General features: G+C 49.0%; 23 protein-coding genes and 1 rRNA gene. 3 read left to right on the forward strand and 21 right to left on the reverse strand.

Annotation, left to right across the window (positions count from 1 at the left end; genetic code table 11):
• Together ACFORK_RS24375 and ACFORK_RS24380 are read right to left on the reverse strand one after the other, a co-directional pair.
• Positions 1-98: ribosomal RNA gene (locus ACFORK_RS24375) — 16S ribosomal RNA — on the reverse strand; the annotation flags it as partial.
• 426 nt (positions 99-524) lie between these two features.
• On the reverse strand, positions 525-1,403 hold the full coding sequence (locus ACFORK_RS24380) for a nucleotidyltransferase-like protein (RefSeq protein ID WP_379203989.1): 879 nt from the start codon (positions 1,401-1,403) through the stop codon (positions 525-527).
• A 139-nt stretch (positions 1,404-1,542) separates the two neighbouring features.
• Between ACFORK_RS24380 and ACFORK_RS24385 the strand changes: the two genes are divergently transcribed.
• Positions 1,543-1,911: a DUF2614 family zinc ribbon-containing protein gene (locus ACFORK_RS24385; protein WP_379203991.1), complete on the forward strand. Its 369-nt coding sequence runs from the start codon at positions 1,543-1,545 to the stop codon at positions 1,909-1,911.
• A gap of 102 nt (positions 1,912-2,013) precedes the next feature.
• Here ACFORK_RS24385 and ACFORK_RS24390 read toward each other — a convergent pair whose 3' ends face one another.
• From ACFORK_RS24390 to uptA, 18 genes are all read right to left on the reverse strand, one after another.
• Positions 2,014-3,735, reverse strand: a complete 1,722-nt coding sequence (locus tag ACFORK_RS24390) for a glycosyl hydrolase family 18 protein (RefSeq protein WP_379203993.1) — start codon at positions 3,733-3,735, stop codon at positions 2,014-2,016.
• A gap of 258 nt (positions 3,736-3,993) precedes the next feature.
• A complete protein-coding gene (gene perR / locus ACFORK_RS24395) occupies positions 3,994-4,431 on the reverse strand; it encodes a peroxide-responsive transcriptional repressor PerR (RefSeq protein WP_066365765.1) in 438 nt (145 codons plus the stop codon).
• Between the two features lie 127 nt (positions 4,432-4,558).
• Positions 4,559-6,451, reverse strand: coding sequence for a DUF4097 family beta strand repeat-containing protein (locus tag ACFORK_RS24400; protein WP_379203996.1), 1,893 nt, complete (start codon positions 6,449-6,451; stop codon positions 4,559-4,561).
• Positions 6,452-6,489: 38 nt separating this feature from the next.
• Entirely contained in the window at positions 6,490-6,957 is a 468-nt protein-coding gene (locus tag ACFORK_RS24405; protein ID WP_379203998.1) for a GNAT family N-acetyltransferase, read from the reverse strand.
• A 76-nt stretch (positions 6,958-7,033) separates the two neighbouring features.
• Entirely contained in the window at positions 7,034-8,467 is a 1,434-nt protein-coding gene (gene gatB, locus ACFORK_RS24410; RefSeq protein ID WP_379204000.1) for an Asp-tRNA(Asn)/Glu-tRNA(Gln) amidotransferase subunit GatB, read from the reverse strand.
• Positions 8,468-8,737: 270 nt separating this feature from the next.
• Positions 8,738-10,195: an Asp-tRNA(Asn)/Glu-tRNA(Gln) amidotransferase subunit GatA gene (gene gatA, locus ACFORK_RS24415; RefSeq protein WP_379204002.1), complete on the reverse strand. Its 1,458-nt coding sequence runs from the start codon at positions 10,193-10,195 to the stop codon at positions 8,738-8,740.
• A gap of 29 nt (positions 10,196-10,224) precedes the next feature.
• Entirely contained in the window at positions 10,225-10,512 is a 288-nt protein-coding gene (gatC, locus tag ACFORK_RS24420) for an Asp-tRNA(Asn)/Glu-tRNA(Gln) amidotransferase subunit GatC (RefSeq protein ID WP_379204004.1), read from the reverse strand.
• 135 nt (positions 10,513-10,647) lie between these two features.
• The gene (locus ACFORK_RS24425; RefSeq protein WP_379204006.1) at positions 10,648-11,031 is read right to left on the reverse strand and encodes an ATPase; all 384 of its coding nucleotides are present in this window, start codon (positions 11,029-11,031) and stop codon (positions 10,648-10,650) included.
• 159 nt (positions 11,032-11,190) lie between these two features.
• Positions 11,191-11,970, reverse strand: a complete 780-nt coding sequence (locus ACFORK_RS24430; RefSeq protein ID WP_379204008.1) for an ABC transporter permease subunit — start codon at positions 11,968-11,970, stop codon at positions 11,191-11,193.
• Entirely contained in the window at positions 11,967-12,887 is a 921-nt protein-coding gene (locus ACFORK_RS24435; RefSeq protein WP_379204010.1) for an ABC transporter ATP-binding protein, read from the reverse strand. Before ACFORK_RS24435 ends, ACFORK_RS24430 begins: the two co-directional genes overlap by 4 nt.
• Positions 12,884-13,075: a PLDc N-terminal domain-containing protein gene (locus ACFORK_RS24440; protein ID WP_379204012.1), complete on the reverse strand. Its 192-nt coding sequence runs from the start codon at positions 13,073-13,075 to the stop codon at positions 12,884-12,886. Before ACFORK_RS24440 ends, ACFORK_RS24435 begins: the two co-directional genes overlap by 4 nt.
• A gap of 19 nt (positions 13,076-13,094) precedes the next feature.
• A complete protein-coding gene (locus tag ACFORK_RS24445) occupies positions 13,095-13,313 on the reverse strand; it encodes a hypothetical protein (RefSeq protein ID WP_379204014.1) in 219 nt (72 codons plus the stop codon).
• Positions 13,310-13,606, reverse strand: coding sequence for a YxlC family protein (locus tag ACFORK_RS24450; protein ID WP_379204016.1), 297 nt, complete (start codon positions 13,604-13,606; stop codon positions 13,310-13,312). Before ACFORK_RS24450 ends, ACFORK_RS24445 begins: the two co-directional genes overlap by 4 nt.
• A gap of 25 nt (positions 13,607-13,631) precedes the next feature.
• Positions 13,632-14,165: an RNA polymerase sigma factor SigY gene (gene sigY / locus ACFORK_RS24455; RefSeq protein ID WP_379204018.1), complete on the reverse strand. Its 534-nt coding sequence runs from the start codon at positions 14,163-14,165 to the stop codon at positions 13,632-13,634.
• A 195-nt stretch (positions 14,166-14,360) separates the two neighbouring features.
• Positions 14,361-14,507 carry a hypothetical protein gene (locus tag ACFORK_RS24460; protein ID WP_379204020.1) on the reverse strand — a complete coding sequence of 49 codons (147 nt, stop codon included), beginning with the start codon at positions 14,505-14,507 and terminating at the stop codon, positions 14,361-14,363.
• Positions 14,508-14,902: 395 nt separating this feature from the next.
• Positions 14,903-15,532: an MBL fold metallo-hydrolase gene (locus ACFORK_RS24465; RefSeq protein ID WP_379204022.1), complete on the reverse strand. Its 630-nt coding sequence runs from the start codon at positions 15,530-15,532 to the stop codon at positions 14,903-14,905.
• Between the two features lie 5 nt (positions 15,533-15,537).
• Positions 15,538-16,104, reverse strand: coding sequence for a thioredoxin family protein (locus tag ACFORK_RS24470; RefSeq protein ID WP_379204025.1), 567 nt, complete (start codon positions 16,102-16,104; stop codon positions 15,538-15,540).
• A complete protein-coding gene (gene uptA, locus ACFORK_RS24475) occupies positions 16,101-16,718 on the reverse strand; it encodes an undecaprenyl phosphate transporter UptA (protein WP_379204027.1) in 618 nt (205 codons plus the stop codon). Before uptA ends, ACFORK_RS24470 begins: the two co-directional genes overlap by 4 nt.
• 259 nt (positions 16,719-16,977) lie before the next feature.
• On the opposite strand from uptA, the gene ACFORK_RS24480 reads away from it, so the two are divergent.
• A complete protein-coding gene (locus tag ACFORK_RS24480) occupies positions 16,978-17,313 on the forward strand; it encodes an autorepressor SdpR family transcription factor (protein WP_379204029.1) in 336 nt (111 codons plus the stop codon).
• Positions 17,310-17,963: an SdpI family protein gene (locus ACFORK_RS24485; protein WP_379204031.1), complete on the forward strand. Its 654-nt coding sequence runs from the start codon at positions 17,310-17,312 to the stop codon at positions 17,961-17,963. Before ACFORK_RS24480 ends, ACFORK_RS24485 begins: the two co-directional genes overlap by 4 nt.
• A gap of 230 nt (positions 17,964-18,193) precedes the next feature.
• On the opposite strand, the gene ACFORK_RS24490 is transcribed toward ACFORK_RS24485, so the two are convergent.
• On the reverse strand, positions 18,194-20,185 hold the full coding sequence (locus ACFORK_RS24490) for an O-antigen ligase family protein (protein ID WP_379204033.1): 1,992 nt from the start codon (positions 20,183-20,185) through the stop codon (positions 18,194-18,196).
• Positions 20,186-20,795: the final 610 nt, after the last annotated feature.

The raw sequence follows: 20,795 nt of genomic DNA on the forward strand, positions 1-20,795 counted from the left end.
TGATTTGAAAGCAAGCTTTCAAATCAACCCCGCTCGACTTGCATGTATTAGGCACGCCGCCAGCGTTCGTCCTGAGCCAGGATCAAACTCTCCAAATTGGTATTTAGAAAGAGCGATTGCTCATTTTGAAACATCTGACGAGAATTAAATTCTCATTTGTGAATTCACTTGCGTGAATTCGATACTCACTCGTTGTTCAGTTTTCAAAGATCAAGCTGTTCTCGTTGTCCGCTTAATGTCTCAGCAGCAACTCTTATACTATACCATGCTGTCCTCGTTTTCGTCAACCCTTTTTTTAATTTCTTTTTTCAGGTTGTTCATCGATTGTTTTTCAACAAATCTCTGTCTCAGAGGGACGAGTTATAATTTATCACATCTTCATACGATGAGTCAACTATAAATTTTCTCTTACTTCGTATTTCCCATTTATAAGCTACAACCAAACAAAAAAAGAGAGTGCTTCGCCTCTCCCTACCCACAGCTTTTATCTATAGTATGTTGTAGCGGTGTGCTTCTTCTTATCTCTATACAGTATAGCGAACAGCATGACCTTCCCCAGGATTAGCTTCACCCCAGGAGGTGATCTCTCGAAGGAGTGAACGGGAGGCTAGTTTACGTAGAACAAGCGGAAGTTCAGCTTCCAGTGGTTTCAGTCCTGACTGCTGAAGGAGTTCCGCGATGCCCCATGGCTCCTTGCGACTCTGCAAAATGGAGAGGAGTAGACTACAACAATCCACCATCTTCGACATAATTGAGAAATCACAAGCTAACAAGATCAGCTCCACTCTTTGTTCCAGCGTCTCTGTGCTTACAGTGAGTTCCTCATACAGCTTATGAACAGGTGTGTTCATTTTTTTGACCTGATCCCATACAGCAGGCTCGGGAAAACTGCCACTTTCGCTCACTTCAATGCGTGCCCAATGATACAAAGCCATCAATATGCAATTGTAAGCATCCATAATACATGCAGCATCCATATAGCGCTTGGCCTTCACATACATATGCAAAAAGCGGGCGAACTCCATTAACAGTACCCGATCCTTAAGTGGTGCCGAAAATCGAGTGATTTCCTGACGCATATCCTCAAGGATACCCTTCGGATCCCAGATTATCTCTCCCGACATTAGACTAGTAAGCAGTTCATTGTTATCGCCCGCCATAACCGCCCGTTCGAGAGCAGACATACCTACGTGGAGCGAATGGGTGCGTCTCTCACCGGCAATTGTCTGACTAACCAGACGTTCCTTCTCCTGCCCTTCATGTAGCATAAGCACGACCATATCAAAATCGTGAAGCAGCGCGCTCTGAAAAGGAGCATTCCCCTTCCGCCGAAATGCCACAGCGCCGAGAACACTATCATCAAACGTTTCTCCACTTAACAAAGTCAAATTGGACAGTTCCATACTTCCCTCCATCAAATTTGGCGATTTTGCGTCAATTCAGTTATAATTCAGGTATAATTTACTTAGTAATGTAATTCTACATATCCAAGTTAGTTCCTTCTGGTCAACCGAACTATATTTAGGTTAGGAGTTAATACTCATGAAATTCAAATCGGCCAAAATCAACGCTTTCCGTACATGGGGACTTTTGCTCACAATGCTTGGAATGGGACTAATGATTTTGGGGACTGCCGGAATTGTATTCTGGGGCCCTGCCGGTAAAGTATTTGCCGGAATTGGGCTTGTAATCGGTTTAATTTCGATGGTGGCCAGTATGGCCATCTATTTCTGGGCTGGCATGCTCTCTACAAGCGCTGTGCAGCTAGAATGCCCGGAATGTCATAAGCTCACCAAAATGCTCGGCAAAACCGACCGCTGTATGTTCTGTCACACCATTCTCACGCTGGACCCAAACCAGGCGAATATTACTGCAGAACAGCTTAAGCAACAGCAGCTTAATCAGAATTAGAAATGCGTGAAGGCTCATCTGAACGATACTCCAACTAGATATGCATAGAAAAAGGGACTTCCGAAAAAGCGGAGTCCCTTTTTAGATCATTTTTATAAAATATTACTTATGAATTCCTTGCAAAGCTTCCCAGGCCGACTGATTAGCAAAGCTGCGGTTCCAAGAACCAATGCCTCCAAGTCCGAGGGACTGGGCAAGTTCCACTCTAGCCTGCAACGAAGTCTTATCCTCGATCCATATTTTGCGCAGAACGCCTTCCTCCTTGTACTCTACATAATTCTGCCCTGCACTCGCATCCAGGGTTGGTTTCAACTTCTTTTCATTAATGATCTTGTCCACTGTATTCATGCTCACTGCCTTGGAACTAACCTTCGTCTTGCCATCAACCGGTTTCTCGGTCCAGATACGTGTATACAGAGGCACCCCAAGAATCAGCTTCTCAGGAGGTACCTCATCTTCATTGATAATACGATTCATCGCATTCTTGACCCATGGAAGTGAAGCTACAGATCCTGCTTTGGGACTGGCTGCCCAATGTTCATCATACGCCATCACGATCAGGAAATCCGTAAGCGGCCCCAGGGCTCGGCGATCGAGGAACAACGACCACATTTCACTATTCGATTTGGGGGTGACGTCTATAGATACGATGAGATTTTTGGCTTGCGCCATCGGCTTCAGTTCGCGCATAAACTGCGTAACGTTCTCTCCGTCCTTCGTATACACATTCTCAAAATCAATATTGATCCCGTCAAGATTGTATAGATCTGCATATTCCAGCATCTGCACGATCGTCCTCATCCGCTTCTCATAAGTGGACAAAGCCTCCGTTGTCAGATCAGCCTCAAAGCTATTGCTGAGCAGTCCCCATACCTCCATCCCCTGAGCATGAGCCCACTGTACATACGCGCTATCCGCCTGACTGCGAACATTGCCATCAGTATCCACAATCCGGAACCATGTTGGACTGACCACATTTACTCCCGGCAGCTTGCCGATTGCATTCGGGTCTGGCTTGCGTTCATAGACAGCTTCCCAGATGAGGTTAACAGGCTTACCCTTCCAGCTACGCTCGGCTCTTGAAGGAACTACGGGCTTCAGCTCAACGGTTTTATCACCATCAGGGATAATGTCGCTCGTCTTGGCATACCCCGAATAGCCGCTGTCCAGCTGCACATACAGCCAGCCCTCCTCGGCTTCTTTCCAGATTCTCACCGAAGTGCCGGGAGGCATGTCCGCTACAATTGGGGCGTGAATCGTGGCTTCCGTACGCATGGCAACTGTTTTGCCCCCTACTTTACCCTTCACTTTTCCAAGCGGAACCGATTCTCCTGCACTCATCAACAAGACAGCACCGGTATCCTTGTCCTCCTGAACTTCAAACCCGTACAGATCCTCAAGTGTAGTCGTTGGCAGATAGGTCACACCATCCTTCACTTCCGGGGCGAGCCGAAGCTGCAGGGGCTTGTTATTGAGACTGGCATCTGTCTTATTCTCCTGCATATAAAGAAGTTCATTACCTGTGGAAAGGATCACTGATTTCGTGGCCGCTTCATAGCGGATAGACGAATCTACATACTCCTGAAGCAGCGGCAGCGGTAAAAGAAGGCCATCTCCAGTTCCAGTGGCAGAGTATCCTGTCAGCTCTCCTTTGACGAATACAGGTCTCTCCAGCCCCTTCCAATCAGGGTCAACATGCTGCCGGTTCGGCATTATATAAAAGATCACCCAGTAAGCTGCAGCCACGACAATCAAGAGCCCAAGTAAGCGGCGAAAAAGGCTTCCGCGTTTTTTAACATGTCTTTGTCCATGTCTTCTGTCCAAGATGCATCCTCCAACTATAGCATTTTTGAATTATTGATAAATACGGTTAACACTGCCTTTAAGTATACGCGTTAAATGCCTGTTTTGTTTCAAAAACTGCTGGCATACCTCCCTCATTCTGTAAAAATGATATAAAAAATAAAACGTGCAGCTTCCGTTGACCGGACTCCACACGTTATGAACAGACAGGCCATAGGTCTCCCGGATCATCCGAAGCGCCATGCTTTCCCGCCTTTTACTATTCAGCTGCCTGTAATTCTATTGCTGGATCTTCTTGTCATTACACTCTTCACATACTCCATAAAGCTCCATACGCAGTCCTGTAATTCTGAATCCCGTCTCCTCTGCTGCACGATGCTCCACATCATGAAGCGGCGGATAACTGAAATCCTCTATCTTGCCGCATGTCTGACAGATCACATGATAATGATCGGAGACATTGGCATCGAACCTGCTGGAATTATCGCCGTAGGTCAATTCACGAACCATGCCGGCTTCCATAAACATTTTGAGATTATTATATACGGTTGCCACGCTCATGCTTGGAAACTTAGGCTCCAGCGCCCGATAAATATCGTCCGCCGTCGGATGATTCATCGCTTCCATCAAATACGTAAGTATTGCATGTCGCTGGGGTGTAATACGGACACCGGTTGTTTTTAATTGTTCCAATGCATGTTGTACGCCACTACCCATAATTGCCACCGCCTTTAAATTAAAAAACTTCTGTAAAAGTATATTTACAATTGTAAGACCGCTCTTTCAATATTGTCAATGTGGTCTGTACATTATATTTATTATTATATAAGAAAAATTACTTAATTCAATATTTCCTCACATTTAGATTGCTGTTTCCTTCCACATGCAGCTTGAATTCTGCCATTCCCGCTTCTCCGGAGATTGTTTTCTTGTCTATAACCAGTCCTGGCAAATCCGAGATGATATCTCCATAACCGCTGGAGCCACTCAGCTGGTAATCTCCAGACTCGGGGAGATACAAGCTGATATCACCCACTGCGCTGTAAATATCCCAGTCCCCGCCAACCAAAGGTGAACGGACAATGATACCTCCATTCAGGGATTCTGCATGCAGCTTCAGCGGTGCACCATCAATCTCCAGATTTCCGTTCTTGCTGGTAAGATCAATATTGTCATTACTGTTCATGGCGCTGATGTTACCAACTACCGTCGACAGCTTCAAGGCCCCATTCACATCCCAGGCATTCATGTCGCCACCGTTCGTCGTCAAATCCACGCTGCCCTGCACCCCTCTGGCACGGACCGCGCCATTCAGCGTTTTCCCTTTGACATCGCCGTAGATTCGGTGAAGAATCAATTGACCGTTGCCCGTCTCCAGGGAAATGTCCTTGATCGCTTCTACATTCTGGAGCGTTATGCCACCGTTCATGGTGCGGACTTCGATGTCAAACCGCCGGTCCTCAGGAAGTGATATGTCCAGGTTCATCCGCGGTTGACGTTTTCCCGAATCGCCGTATGCTTTGCTTTTGGGGGTGATTTTGATGTTGGGGCCTACCGCTACATCCACAAAGGACTGCTCGGATATTGCTTCAGCCACTGCGCCTTCCAATTGATCCACCCATACAGTAGTATTGATCTCAATATTCTGGACTGGTGCACGGTGCAATAGAATATCTCCGTTGATCCCGTCTATAGAAATTTTCGCGGTATTAAGTTCAACCGGTACAATTAGCGTTGGCTTCTCAAATTGCCTTCCTTCTGCTTCCCCGTAATCAACGGCAGCAGCGGTCAAATTTAAGCTTACACGGTTCCATAGATGCAGATAATGACCCTGCTCCGCTACAAGAAAGACACTCGCCGCCAGTACAATGGCAGACAACAAGCCTCTAAGATCAAGCCTCGCTCTTGCAGCATGCTCAGCGTTCACACGGCGGGCAACAACATATATCACCAGGTACTCCACACCCCAAAGTACAGGGATCAGCGGCCACCACTTCAGCAGAAGCAGCATCCGTTCCGTCCCTTCTTTCCAGTCGAGGAAAAGAAGGATACCGACACTAACAAGCAGAGCGACAGCTGTATATCTTCCGACACGACGCTTGCGGCGCTCCTTCCGTCTCCACCGATCAGTGCCATTGGCAATCTCCCTAATCCCCATCAGCAAGCCTGCGCCTACTAAAACTATAGCGATAGTAGCCTCCGCATAATGCTCAATGAAATACTGTAACCATGGGGGTTTCTGTCGGAAAAGGAAGAGTAGTGCCCCGCCGAATAACAGCATCAGGCCAAAGGATAGGCCCGGTTCGGTAACAAAGGTCCGGCGTTTGGATGGTACTGGGGCAAGTCCGGGGTCTTGTTCTACCGGAAATCGTAAAATCCGATCTGCAGATTGCAGCACATCGTATACATTATAGAAATAAAGAACAGGGATCAGTAGCCCCAGCAGGATAAGCAACGGCACATTAATCTGCATGCCTATTGAGGAGAAGTATATTAGTGCAGAGATATCTAAAAGAATAGCAAAAATAAACGAAATCCCTTTACGGAGCAGCCCGAAATAGATATGCCCGGACCCAGGAATAATCGCCGCCAGCAAGCCCGCAATAAACTTAAGCTTACGTCTGCGCCGTTTGGGCCGCGGCGGAATTATTTTAGGCTGATCATCATCCTGAAGTGACTCTTGCATATCCATTTCGCCCTGCTCTTCTTCGGGCACGAACTCCGGCTTGTCTGTCATTCCAGGCTCCTCCTCTCGCCAAGATTGCTTGTCCCACTTCAAACGTGACCCCTCCGATAAAATTCGACCAGTTCAACACCGGGAACCACTTCTTCTACTCCCACCTGAACAAATCCATGCTTCGTATACAAAGCAACTGCAGGAAAGTTCAGTTTGCCAGTGGAGACGATGAACTGCTCCATCTCGCTGTATTTTCCAAATACGTACTCTAAAAGCGCACCGGCAACTCCCTTACGGAAATGCCCCGGGTTCACCATCATCCGGGTAATCGTCAGCTTGCCAGGTGATTCTTCTTCAACAGCAACTGCACCCATCAGCTCATAGGCATGGTCATGACAGCCGTAAAAAACCTCCGGGGAGCGTCTAAGCATCTCCCTCGTCTCCATTAGTGGAGGAATTTCGTGAAACCCGATAAGCTCCGCTTCCAAACGGTAAGCCTTGTGCTGGAGGCTCCACAGATCATCAACAGTCATCTCATCCTGAAGATCAAGTCTTGTTATATTCATTCCCGCCGTCCCCTTATATGCCGCGAAGGGCCTGCCGTTGCCGACAAGCCCCAAGTTATATATCGCTACAAGTACATTAGTTATTCAAAACCTCAGCCAGCAATTTGTTAACAAGGCCCGGATTCGCTTTGCCTTTACTTTCTTTCATTACCTGGCCAACCAGGAAGCCGATCGCTTTTTGCTTGCCCGCCTTGTAATCCTCTACGGACTGCGGATTGGCTGCAACAACGGCTTCGACGATTCCTTTAATGGCTCCCTCATCGCTGATCTGCACAAGACCCTTCTCTTCAACGATAACGCCTGGCAATTTGCCGGATTCCAGCATCTCCTTGAAGACAGTCTTGGCAATCTTGCTGCTGATAGTTCCAGCCGCAATGAGGCCAATCATCTCGCCGAGCCCCTGAGGGGTGATCTTCACTTGGGACAGCTCCAGATTGTTGCTGTTCAAATAAGCCAGCAAGTCACCCATGATCCAGTTGGCTACAGCCTTGGCATCCTGGGTATAGGCCAGACTTCCCTCAAAGAAATCAGCCAGCAGCTTGGATGAAGTGATCACACCAGCATCGTAAGCCGGGAGTCCAAATTCCTCACTGTAACGGACTTTCCGTGCATCGGGAAGCTCCGGGATACCCGCGCGGATGGATTCTCTCCATTCCTCATCAATGTGCAGCACAATTAGATCCGGGTCTGGGAAGTAGCGGTAATCATGCGCCTCTTCCTTACCACGCATGGACAAGGTCTTGCCTTGTGCTTCATCCCAACGACGCGTCTCCTGTACAACCACACCGCCGTCGTCGAGAATCTCAGCCTGACGGTATTCCTCATACTCCAATCCACGCAGTACACCACGGAAGGAGTTCATGTTCTTCAGCTCGGCCCGGATACCAAACTCAGCTTGTCCGTATGGACGCAAGCTGATATTCGCATCACAACGCATCGAGCCCTCTTCCATCTTCACATCGGATACATCGCAGTATTGCATGATCGCCCGAATCTTCTCTAGATAAGCTCGTGCTTCTTCCGGCGATCTTAGCTCCGGCTCAGAGACAATTTCAATCAGCGGCGTACCGACCCGGTTGAAATCGACCAATGAAGCATAACCGCCATCTACGTGTGTCAGCTTACCAGCGTCTTCCTCCAGATGCAGACGGGTGATGCCAATCCGCTTGGTCTCCCCGTTCACTTCAATATCAATCCAGCCGTTCAGACCGATTGGCTGATCGAACTGGGAAATCTGATAAGCCTTCGGCGAATCAGGATAAAAATAGTTTTTGCGGTCAAACTTGCTAACGTCACCGATGGTACAATTCAGCGCCATTGCCGCCTTCATTGCATATTCCACCGCTTGGCGGTTCAGTACCGGCAGAACACCGGGATGGCCCAGGCAGACTGGGCATGTGTGTGTATTAGGCGGAGCACCGAATTCAGTGGAACAGCCGCAAAAGATTTTGGACTTTGTATGAAGCTCCACATGGACTTCCAGCCCGATAACCGTTTCATATTTAGACATAAGTTATCTCATTCCCTTAAAAGTTTTGTGAGCCTATTCTTCACTATATAGATTGAACTTGTGATTTTTCTACTATGGGATGAGCCGTGACTCCAGAGAATGTTTGGACTTTCGGCCGCTGTTGTCTGCAGATTTCTTGATTTTAACCGCTATTAGCGGTAGAAATCCGCAGACAAAGGCGGACGCTCTCGCTCCTACAGTTCCAAAATTCCCCTACGCCACTTTCCCCTTCTTGTATATTTTCAAGTCCAATCTAGCTTCAAAATCCGATTAAAGCTGTGGACGCTGCTTATGATGATCTGTATTTTGTTCAAATGCGTGTGCGACACGCAGTACAGTGCTTTCATCAAATTCCTTACCGATAATTTGCAGACCCACTGGGAGTCCTTCAGCAAAACCGCAAGGAACGCTGACAGCCGGAATACCAGCCAGACTTACAGGAATAGTCAAAATATCGTTCAAATACATAGTCAGTGGATCTTCGGTCTGCGAACCCAGCTTAAAGGCTGTTGTAGGCGCAGTTGGCCCAATCACAACATCGTATTTCTGGAAGATTTCATCGAAGTCTTGTTTAATCAGAGTTCTTACCTTCTGAGCTTTCAGATAATAAGCATCGTAGTAACCTGAACTGAGCGCATAGGTACCCAGCATAATCCGGCGCTTCACCTCTGGTCCAAAGCCAAGGCTACGCGAGTTGTGGTAAAGGTCGAGCAGGCCGCTGCCATCATCCGCACGAACACCATAACGGACACCGTCAAAACGGGCCAGGTTGGAGGATGCCTCCGACGAAGCCAGCAGATAATAGGTAGCAACCGCATATTCGGTATGCGGCAAGGATACTTCATCCCAGGTAGCTCCCAAGCTTTCCAACACTTTGAGTGCTGCCAAAACCGGCTCGCGAACAGAAGCATCAACGCCTTCACCCAGATACTCCTTCGGTACTGCAATACGCAGTCCGGATACATCGCCAGTAAGCGCGCTTAAATAATCTGGAATATCTACTTTGGCGGATGTGGAATCCTTGGCATCATAGCCAGCGATAGCTTGCAGCACATATGCGGAATCCTCCACATTGCGAGTAATCGGGCCAATCTGATCCAGCGAGGAGGCGAAAGCCACCAAGCCATACCGGGATACGAGGCCATAGGTCGGTTTAAGACCCACTACGCCGCAATAAGAAGCGGGTTGGCGGATGGAACCACCAGTGTCGGAGCCCAGCGCGAAGAATACTTCGCCAGCTGCAACAGCAGCTGCGGAGCCACCGCTGGAACCGCCAGGAACACGCTCAAGATCCCACGGATTGCGTACAGCACCAAAGCTTGAGTTCTCATTGGAGCCGCCCATAGCGAACTCGTCCATGTTCAGCTTGCCGATGGTTACAGCATCAGCCTGACGCAGTTTGTCGGCTACTGTAGCATCATAGACCGGTTGGAAATTGTTCAGGAATTGGCTGGCACAAGTTGTACGCAATCCCTTGGTAGAAATGTTGTCCTTAATCCCCGCAGGGAGACCAAACAGCAGACCACGTGCCGCCCCGGAAGCTAGTTTGTCATCCAGAGAGCGTGCTGCAGCACGTGCCCCCTCTTCATTTAACGTCAAAAAAGCATGCACGCGCGCATCACGCTCAGCGATGGCGGACAACGATTCTTCAGTCAGCTCACTGACAGAGATCTCTTTGTTGTTCAGCATGTTATGTACTTCGGGCAAACGATATTGAAACAGGCTCAAGATTCTTCCTCCTTCTTAAATAGGTGTAGTTATTCCAGTACGGCTGGTACTTTGAATTGTCCGTCTTCCTGATCTGGCGCATTAAGCAGCGCCTCTTCCTGAGACAAACTCTCCTTCACAACATCATCACGCATGACATTGCTTACCTGAAGCACGTGAGTGGTTGGGTGTACATTTTCTGTATCCAACTCATTGAGTTTCTCTGCATATTGTAAAATGGCATTCATTTGTTCGGTAAAGGTTGCCTCTTCTTCCGGGCTTAACTGCAGGCGAGCCAGCTTGGCCACATGCTGCACATCTTTGACAGTAATGCTCATAACAAACATCCCTCCTGATTAAAGGGCTAAAGCGCCCGGATAACGTTTTTAATTATATTGTAGAAGCCTGGACAATTCAATGTGCTTGTACTGTGCCTCAGGCATGTTAAAAAAGCCGGCTTGCGCCGGCCCTTCTTAAATCCAAGCCCGGAGATTCACTTGCTTAATGAATTCCGCCTGGGACAGACTCTCTTTGGTTGTAGTCTCTATCTCTTCCGCATCGGCCACATCGCCGTTCATTAAATAATGGAACAGCTTCTCATTGTGCGTGGACAAGGCATAATCGATCAACGCTTCATGCGTCGCCCGCTCGGCTTCGACGGTCAGCAAAACTTCTTCTGCTTCAATGTCCTCTGCCGGAACATAAAAATTCCTGTTCGCCTGGGGAACTCGAATGACATAATCAAACGCATTATCGGGATTGCGATCGTAAGCAATCAGGTAGCCGTAGTCCCCGATAGGAAGACCCTGCTCGAAAGCGTCCGCGACAATGACAATCTTCTCTCCTAAACGCAGCATCGCCCTACCTCCTGGCCCAAAATCTATGATGATTTTACTTATTTCAACAGTCTACTAAAAAATAATAGAGCTGTCTAGCGGAAGGAGGAAGCGTTCAAGCTCTTTTTCCATAATATGCTTCGGGATTGGAAAAAAGTCGCGGATAAAGTGGCTTCACCTTCATTTCGGCAATTTATTCCTCCCCATCAATATGGAAGCACCAGCAAAGCAAAGGAGAATGAGCAGCACTGCTGACAAACAAGGACTTAAGTCCACCGTAGTGGCTTTCCTTCCTGCAGAAAGAAGCTGGGTAGACAGTCCGGGGAGAGCCGCTGGCGTCCAATCAAACCATGATGGCATCAGGCTGTTGGCAAGCGCCATTCCTGCGGACGACAGAAGTGACAGGAATGCAGCGGCAGATGCACGCAAAAAAGCACTGAACAGCAAGGTGAGTGAAAGGGCACATAACAGCCATAGTCCATAAAGTGCTGTTGCAGCCACGACATCCATCCAGGGGAGAGTCCCTATCAACTGCTCAGTATAATAGAGTGCACTAGCTACACCCAGGCCAAGCGCAAGCAACAGTAGTGTAAACAACCCAATCCACTTGGCAATTACAAATCCAGTAGGTGACAAAGGTCTGGATAACACAAGCTCAACACTTCCGTTGTACCGTTCTCCGGACAAGCTGTTCATGGCCGCCAGTACCAGTACCAGGATTCCGATCGTACTGTATTGCCCCAGCGCCTGGGACATCACCGCACCTGCACCTGGCATGACATAGCCTTCCAAAATCCCTTGAGGGACATTGTTCGATGCCTGCAAAATATCCGGCATATAGTAGGTTATTATAGGCTGCATGGCTCCCAGCAGAATAAAGACCACAGGTATCCAGATTAGTTTATAAGTCCGAACTGCTTCCAACATTTCTTTTTGATAAACAATCCAGGTATTTCTCATCCCCCGACCACCTTCATGAACATATCCTCAAGCGTGGAAGAACCTGCTTCGAATTGCAGAAGAGGGATATCCAAAGAGGCAGCTTCCTTCAGAATGGCACCGCGTGCTTGCTCCAAATTGTCCACATTGAACACAGCGTGTTCTCCATTAAGCCGTGCCTCTAATATAAAGGGCTTAGAGGCAACAGAGTTTAACCACTGGATAGCCTCTGCATTCTTCTCTGTACGAACCGTAATGACTGGCTGACTGTACTTGGAACGCAGCATGGACAATGCCCCCTGCTCTGCAATCAATCCGTCCTTCATCACTATAATTTCATCGCACACTTCTTCTGCGTCGTGTAGCACATGTGTGGAAAAAACGATGGTTGTCTCTTCCCGAATTTCACGCAGCAGTTCCATGACCTCCCGTCGACCAATGGGATCAAGTGCCGATACCGGCTCATCTAGCAGCAGTAGGCGGGGATGGTGCACAAGCGCCTGTGCCAAACCCAAGCGCTGCTTCATCCCACCAGAGTACCCGGCGATGCGGCGGCGTGCGGCGGCTGTCAGCCCCACCCGTTCCAAGGCCGTCTTAGCCTTGCTTACGGCTTCCTTCCCGTTCATTCCACTGAGCTTAGCAGCAAAAACAACGTATTCCTGCCCACTCATCCAGCCATAAAAAGCTGGCGATTGGGGTAGATATCCCAGTTCCCGCCGAAAATCTCCTCCTTGGTAACTCCCTGCAAAGGCAATGCTTCCCGCTGATGGCGGGAGCAGTCCGGCTATCATGCGCAGCGTCGTTGTCTTCCCGGCACCATTGGGTCCGAGCAGCGCGACACAGCTTCCTTGGGCAATCTCAAAGCTGATCCCGCCAACAGAGAGGTGGCTGCCGTAGTTTTTTTGCAAATTAGAGACTTGAAGCAACGGCTGCATCATGCCTCCCTCCTACCGACCGTGAAATAGGCTATACTGCCGAACAAACTCCCGGCTACAAGAATGATGATCCAGAGCCATTTGGGCCCCCGGACACTCTCCGCCTTCCAAAGTGAAATTAAACCGATGACCGCAAGTAGGACTTGCAGCACCACAAGCGGTAGTATAAGCCCCCAATTCACATTCTCCATAACCCACTCTCCTTCATTGTTACTTTCTATTGGCTCTTCGTCTTCTGGATTCAGGCAAAATAACGAACAGCAGATAAACAACCGTGGGCGTGGGAAACCCGGTAATCCCCCATAATCCCCAGAACCAGGCCTTCTTGCCTCTTCGTTTTGCATCCCGAAACAACAAGTTCCCTTGCAAAAATAAACAAATGGCGATAACGATCCATACCCATAACGGCACATCCTGCAGTTCGTTCATTCCCTGGCACCTTCTTTCCAGCGCCGGAAGCGTGATACAGTCAGAACTACTAATGCGGCTAGCGGTATAATTCCTTGAAGAGTCAGATAGATTACTGGCACATAGCCAAGTAAAGTTAATGTAGAGCTGAGCAGAATCACTGAGACGATGCAGAATAGCAACCTTTCCTTGCGAGCCTTCTTTCGTCTTGATTGTTCCTCTGCCACAATTAAAGATTCCAGCGCTCTGAGGGATGGAAGGGGAATATCATACTGCTCATCCAGGCGATCCATCTCCTCAGTAAGTTTGTGCAATAGCGCCTCCTCCTGCCCGGCATCCTTATTCATTGTCTTCTCTCAGCTCCTTCCGTAATTGATTCAGGCCATAAGCTACCCGTGATTTGACTGTGCCAGCAGGAATCTGCAAAATCTCTCCGATCTCCTCATAACTGTAACCGTAATAATGTTTCAGCAGGACCGCTATCCGCTGAGCGGAAGGCAGTCTGGATAATGCATCCAGCACGTCACTCCATTCCTCATCCTTGCTCTCAAACTGCCAGCGAATGGAGCGAATACCCTGCTCCTCCCGCTTCCATTGCTCCTCACGTTTCCAGCGTCGTTTTCGGTCAATATACAGCCGAGTCGCAATCGTAATCAGCCAGGAGGAAAAGGATGAGGAGCCATTGTAAGCCCGGATTTTCTCCATGCATCTGACCATGGTATCCTGAGCAATTTCCTCCGCCAGCAAAGGGTCCATGGTCACTTTGATCAAATACTTGTAAAGAAAGGTATAATGTTCACGGAGAAGCACCGCCAGTGATGAAACATCACCCTGCTGAGCCTGCCGTACCCTTTCCTTCATTGGATCGTCCATGGGCCCTTCCCTCCATAAAAGTTGTCAGCAAGTGAATCATTTTCATAAATCCATAAGTGAGCGTCTAATCATGGATATCTAGTTATACATGGTTTAGGTATAACTAGATATCGCACCTAATCGGATTGAAATCCGCATTATGAAATTGATTCATGTATAATACGATTATCTAGGAGACATCGTTCAATCAGCGATTCATATTTTATTCTGGTACTCCCAAAGCTTGCGCCGCCAAGGCTGGATGGAGCCTTTCCCGGCAGGAAAACACCAGAATAACGTTTCTCTCCCACGACGACGATCCGTAAGATTTCCTCCATGAGCACTTTCGTAGCTTCTACTCAAACAGGCCTCCCTAACCAAATCCTCAGGCATAACAACAGCCTTTTCTTCCCCTACATGCTGTCTGTACTCCATAAATGAACAAAAGCCGCCTTTCTCCGGACACTCCGAAAAAAAGCGGCAATTCTTGCTGCATAAGTGCTCGTATGTACCTTGAGATTGGGTGGATCCGTAATCCAAGTGCCCCGATATATCATCCTTCACTCCAAGTCCTCCCTAGCATGTAAATGAAATTCAAATCCATATGTAGACAAAAAAACACGCAAACCGGGATTATTCCACAGTCTGCGTGCTTCGCGAGGTAAATATTACATTTAATTAACAATATTGTACCAACTTTGTAGTCCCTTGTCCATCTGTATTTCCCCGATTTTTGTCGGTACTTCTGGGACGGTAGACTATAAAGATACGTATGGGTTGTGCTCGCGCTCGAACCCGATTGTTGTCCGTGAGCCGTGACCCGGATAGACCTTAACCTCTCCATCCAGCCGGTAGAGCTTGCCCCGAATAGAATCAAACAAATCCCGTTCCCGGCCACCGGTTAGATCCGTACGCCCTACTCCCAGCTTGAACAGCACATCACCGGAGAACAGGTCATCTCCACACAGGAAGCTAACGCTGCCGGGAGAATGCCCCGGGGTGTGGAAGACACGGAAAGTATGTCCAATAAAGTCCAAAACTTGGCCTTCACCAAGATCATATTCCGCCGGAGCTGTAGTTAAAGGAGCGGACAGATTCGGCCACATCAGGGAACCGTTCAGCTTGGGACTCTCCAGCCACTGACTCTCCAGAGGATGCAGATAGACTGGGCAGTTCTTCAGCTTGCGGATTTCATCCACACCGCCCATATGGTCAAAATGGGCATGTGTCAGCAGAATGGCTTCAATCTCCATCCCCTCTATGCTTCGCACCAGTGCAGCAGGATTCATACCAGGGTCGATAATGATGCCCCGTGCTGGATCAGCCCCCGTAAGCAGATAAGCATTGGTCTGAAGCGGGCCAAGCGTAAATGAACGAATATTAAGCATGACTCTTAGAAACCGGAAATCAGGCCACGCAGCTCTTTAGCGATAATGGCGTGGGATTCCGTTCCTTCCCCGTAGGCTTGACCCATTGCCTTGCGGACATCCCCGATTTTGCTGTCATAATCAGCAGCTTCGCGGTCAGGATTCTCCTGCTTAAACTCTCTCATCAGACGTTGTACATGCTCAGGACGAGGTCCCCAATGTCCAAGTACATAGCCGCCGGTATCGGCGAAGATAACGATTGGAACCGAACGACCGCCCATGGTCAGGAAGTTGTCCATCAAATCCTGATTTTCTTCTAAAATAAGCACTTCTGTCTTGATTCCTGCGGTCTCAAGGATATGGAATACAACTGGAACATTGCGCACAACATCGCCGCACCAGTCCGCTGCCAGAATGAGTACACGCAAATCATCACGGTGATTGAGGCTCTCGAAAAATTCCCGGTCGCTCTCGTCTTCCCAGGTAAACTTCTCATACCAGGCTTCGAAATCCTGCTGATTGCGGGTCATGCCCTCAACGAATTGACGGGGCGTGAGTCCTTGACCAAATTTAGGAGCTACATTTTGCTTCATGCTGCATTCCCTCTCTTCTTCTTGGATTGGTACCACTTGATTACAAAATAAATAACAATAAGGGCAATAGCGCCTAGAATAATTTCGTGAGTATACTTCGAAGCCACTTCATCAATGTTCTTCCACTTGTCACCTAAAGTCATACCTAAGTACACGAATAATGCACTCCATGGGATAACGGCAAGTGTAGTAAGCAGGGTGAACTTGCCCAGTGGCATCCGGGTGATTCCGGCAGGTACGGATATGGCATGACGTACAACCGGAATGAACCGAGCTGTGAAAATAACGCCTGTCCCATATTTGTTGAACCACTCTTCGGAGTGATCAATGTGCTTTTTGGAGATAAAAATGTACTTTCCGTACTTCTCCAGTACAGGTCTGCCGCCGTAACGACCGATCCAGTATACGAAAATCTGGGCAATAACGCCCCCGATTGTTCCGAATACCACTGCACCGAAATAATTAATATCCCCTGTCCAAACAAGATATCCTCCGTAAGCTAGAACAATTTCACTAGGAATAACTTCCATCATTAAGCCGATCATAATCCCGAAATAGCCAAGACTCTGGATCCATTCAAAAAGATTCGAGATCAGCTCAGAGATGTAATGCATGTAGGCGCTCCTCCTCCGTTTATTTGCATAGGCGGCAGGGCTCACTGCGTCGCTATGCTCTATGTAGCCAGTCTTCTCTTAGCCTATTCTAGCATATGGAAGGATACAACTTCTACTTACAGGAAAATGTATCTCCACAATACATTATGGACATGACGGGGAATTCTGCAAAATAGACGATAGGATCATTGACGGAACAGGAAATTTATTGCTATTATATATTTAGATAATTATTTAAATATCGAAAGGTTGGGTAGACATGAATGAATCCTTCAAAGCACTGGCCGATCCTACCCGCCGCCAAATCATTCGGCTGTTGCGGGAGAAGAATAGGACAGCCGGTGAGATAGCCGATTATTTTAACGTCTCGAAGCCCAGCATCTCGCATCATCTTAACGCCCTTAAACACGCTGGGCTCGTGCAGGATGAGCGCCAGGGCCAATTCATTCTGTATAGTCTGAACACCACTGTTCTCGATGAGGTGGTTGGCTGGCTGCTGGAGATGACGGGGACGGGCAAGCAGGAAAACGCACAGAAATCCGACAAAAATCCAAGAAGCAAGAGTAATCACGCTACTAAGGAGGATGGAAGATGAGAAACATCAAATGGAAATGGCAGGATACCCTTATTGTAGTGTTGGGTCTAGCCTCAATTGGTTTTGCCCTATTCAATTACAATGCCCTGCCGGACCAGCTTCCGGCCCAATTCGGAGTTACGGGAGAGGTTAACCGATATTGGAGCAAGAATTCGGCTATAGCCTGCCTGGGGGCGCTGGGCTTGCTCTTTCCACTGCTAATGCATTTTATACGCAGCATTGATCCGCGAAGAGAAAATTATGCAAAATTTGAAAATGCCTATGCTATGACACGTCTGGCCATGGCCCTATTGTTCGATTTTATTTTTGTCCTGGTCATCATGTACGGGCTCAACATCAATCTTCCTGTAGGCAAAATTGCAGTAGGTGCGATCGGGGTTCTCTTTATCGTTATAGGAAATTATATGCCCCAGGTCAAAGATAACTACTTCATTGGCATTCGCACCCCATGGACACTGCATAATCCCGAGGTATGGCGCAAAACACATCGTTTCGCAGGCGGTCTCTGGATGATTGGCGGACTTCTGATGATTGGATCCATATTTACGGGGGGAATATGGAACACAGTAGTGATTGTGATAGCTTTGGTGCTGTCCACTCTCGTTCCCGTCGTTTATTCGTGGATGATGGCGCAGCGGCTGAAGGCCTAAATCGTCTGGAAGTCCAGTCAATCACCATAGTGACAACCGATCCCTAAATCCAGTCCTTACATTTAGATCTTAATTTCCTCATATATAGTCTTATATAGCGTGTAAACAAAAATTCAAAGCAGCAGCGATCCAAGATGTGAATTGTACGTCTACCCTTTAGGATTGTTGCTGCTTTTGCTTCTTTTCTGCATCACAGGATAAAATCCGAGTGTTGACGCTAAACTAGTCGATTACGGATACAGAGGGTTCTTCCGAGCGACTTGCTGACCTTTTGTCAACAGCCATTGCAGCTTCTGACCTGCCACCTCAGCTTGCGCGGTCATTCGGAAATGTCGATCATTCCCCTTTCCTCCACTATTCAATTCAAGCAATCTGTATTCCCGCAGCAATTCCATACCGGAGTTGGCGATCCGGACAGCTTCTTCTTTGTCCCCGGACTGAAATCTGTTACGTCCCAACTCCCATACTCCTTCTACAGCCTTAGTCCATTTGAAATAGTTATACGTATCCGTCCCCAGGGCTTTGCGAATCCAATATACCGCAGTTCGCGGCTGACTTCTCCTCATGTATAGCTCTGCCATTTCCCAGTTCAATCCTGCATGGTGCTGTGATCCCTGGAGACCCGCTTGTAATACAGCTTCGCGCTGTCCATCTGGTACCAGCCTTGAAAGCTCAAGCCACGTCTCGGAAGACCACGGGTTCCAGTTCATGGATCGTTTCAACAGGCTGACCTTCTCCGCAGGCCCAGGCGCGTTGAGCGCTGCACGATATAATAATGCGCCCCGGTCTGCCCGGAATGAGCTGACTCCTAATATCAAGAGCAAAATACACACTAATCCCCCTGCTATCCAGCGGGAATGCCTTTGAATCGGGCTGTATGACATTGGACACAACGAGGCGGCCGGTTCTCTTCTTGGGGAAACAGCCAACGCCAGCAACCAGAAGAGCAGCAGCCAGACCAAGCCATAGCTCCAGTCAAAATCAACGGCACTGTGCAGAACCAGGACCAGAAATGGTGCCAGCAGATGCGGTGCCGCTCTTAGAGAATATGCAGCAGCCAGCAGCATGACCAGAACCACTGCCAAACCGACAACGCCTAGGTTCAGCAGTAGATCCAGGTAGCCGTTATGGGTCTGGCTGCCAACATAGGGACGGGACTGAATGGCGAGATACATATTTCGCCACGTTCCGCCCCCGCGCCCCAGCCAAGGGGCTTCACCCGCGAGGCGCAGGGCATCGCGGTACAACAGGCCGCGCGCGGCGACCGTGGACGACGGTCCGGTGATACGCGCGCTCATGTACGTCAGGACGGCGGTTCCCCCCGCCGTCCAGCCCGCGGCCGCGAGTGCCAGCAGCGCGGCCCGGGTCCCTTGCGCCGCGCTGTGCCAGCGGCGCTCCAGCCACAGGCCGGCTAGCACAGCGCCGGCCCAGCACCCGGCCAGCAGCAGCAGGCCGGGCAAGGGCTTTACCGCCAGGCCGGCAGCGGCCAATTGGCGGTAGAACAGCGCCGCGCTAGCCACGGGCGCGGCGCCTGTGAGCAGAAGCGGCGCGATCAGCCGCCGCTTCAATGCCAGAGCGGCGGCGCATGCGCAAGCCGCCGCCAGCCATGCGCCGCGCGACTCGCTGAGCAGCAGCGCGGCGGCGTACGGGAATAGCGGCAGCTGGCGCAGCAACCTGGCGGCGTACGGGAATTGCTGACGTTGACGCCGCAACTTGGGGGCATGCGAGAATTGCCCCCACTGGCGCTGCAACTTGGCGGTACACGGGAGTTGCCACAGCCGCCGCTGCTGCCTTAGTAGCGCCTCTCCACTTTCTGCACTTCCATACCCCCCCGCGACTGCAAAGAGTCGCTCCAGCAAAAAAACTGCCATGACCGCACCAAAGGTGTTGGGATATTGCAGCAGGCCAGCGAGCCGTGCACCTGTTACACTGACATCCGGGGTGCTGGTATAGGCTACATTAAAGGGAAGCGTCAAGCTAGTGCATAGTGGGAGCAATGCGCTAAGACATAGTGTCAAACCAAGTCCATGCCAACCAGCAGTCAAAATCTGGGTAGCGCCCTTGCTGTCCGCGCTGTTGTAGGCAATCAGAGCAAAACTACCGTACAGCGCCCAGCGCAGTATTTCATCAAGATTGGCCTGTGCCGACAACGGACCACGCAGCCAATGAATGACGTAAAGGCAAAGAATAATAATAGGGCTGGAAAGCACAATGTAGATCATTGCCCGATTATTGGCTCTGCTCCTACCTCTCTCTAATAACACTAGCTTCAGCAAAAGAAGCAAGCAGCACAACACAAACCATACGGTCAGAAAAAAATAGATTTCTCGCGTGAAAAAAAATCCTCGTAGCAGACATGCTGCTATTCCTGCAGCTACGACCATTGCTGCACACAGATATAAGAACGTGGTTTGCACTGAAATTTTGTGTTGATTATTGAACATTTGGAAAGTCCCCTGTACTACATGATGCTCACCAGTATTCCCAGCCTAGCTTTTATACAAAAGGGATATCGCAATCCTTTCGATATAAATTTTATATTCGATAGATTTTTTTGTTTTGGAATCTGGGATTCCTCTCATAATCAGTGCTTGCTTCGTCAAGAAACGGACTCCAGAGACCTTATTGCTTATAGATCCAACCAATCAGGAAGCTAACGGACTCCAAAGGCGCTATGGCGAGAAATACTGTCCAAATACCGCTGTCTAGAAGGAAATAGCGTCATCTGAGTCCACTACATCTCCAAAGCAACTTTATGCGGCAAATAACGGCTATACAGTCCGGTAGCTCTCATTAATGAGCTCCAACCTACTATATGGTTAGTTCCATAAA

The organism is Paenibacillus sp. GCM10012306 (genome assembly GCF_042649265.1).
Taxonomy (GTDB): domain Bacteria; phylum Bacillota; class Bacilli; order Paenibacillales; family Paenibacillaceae; genus Paenibacillus_AQ.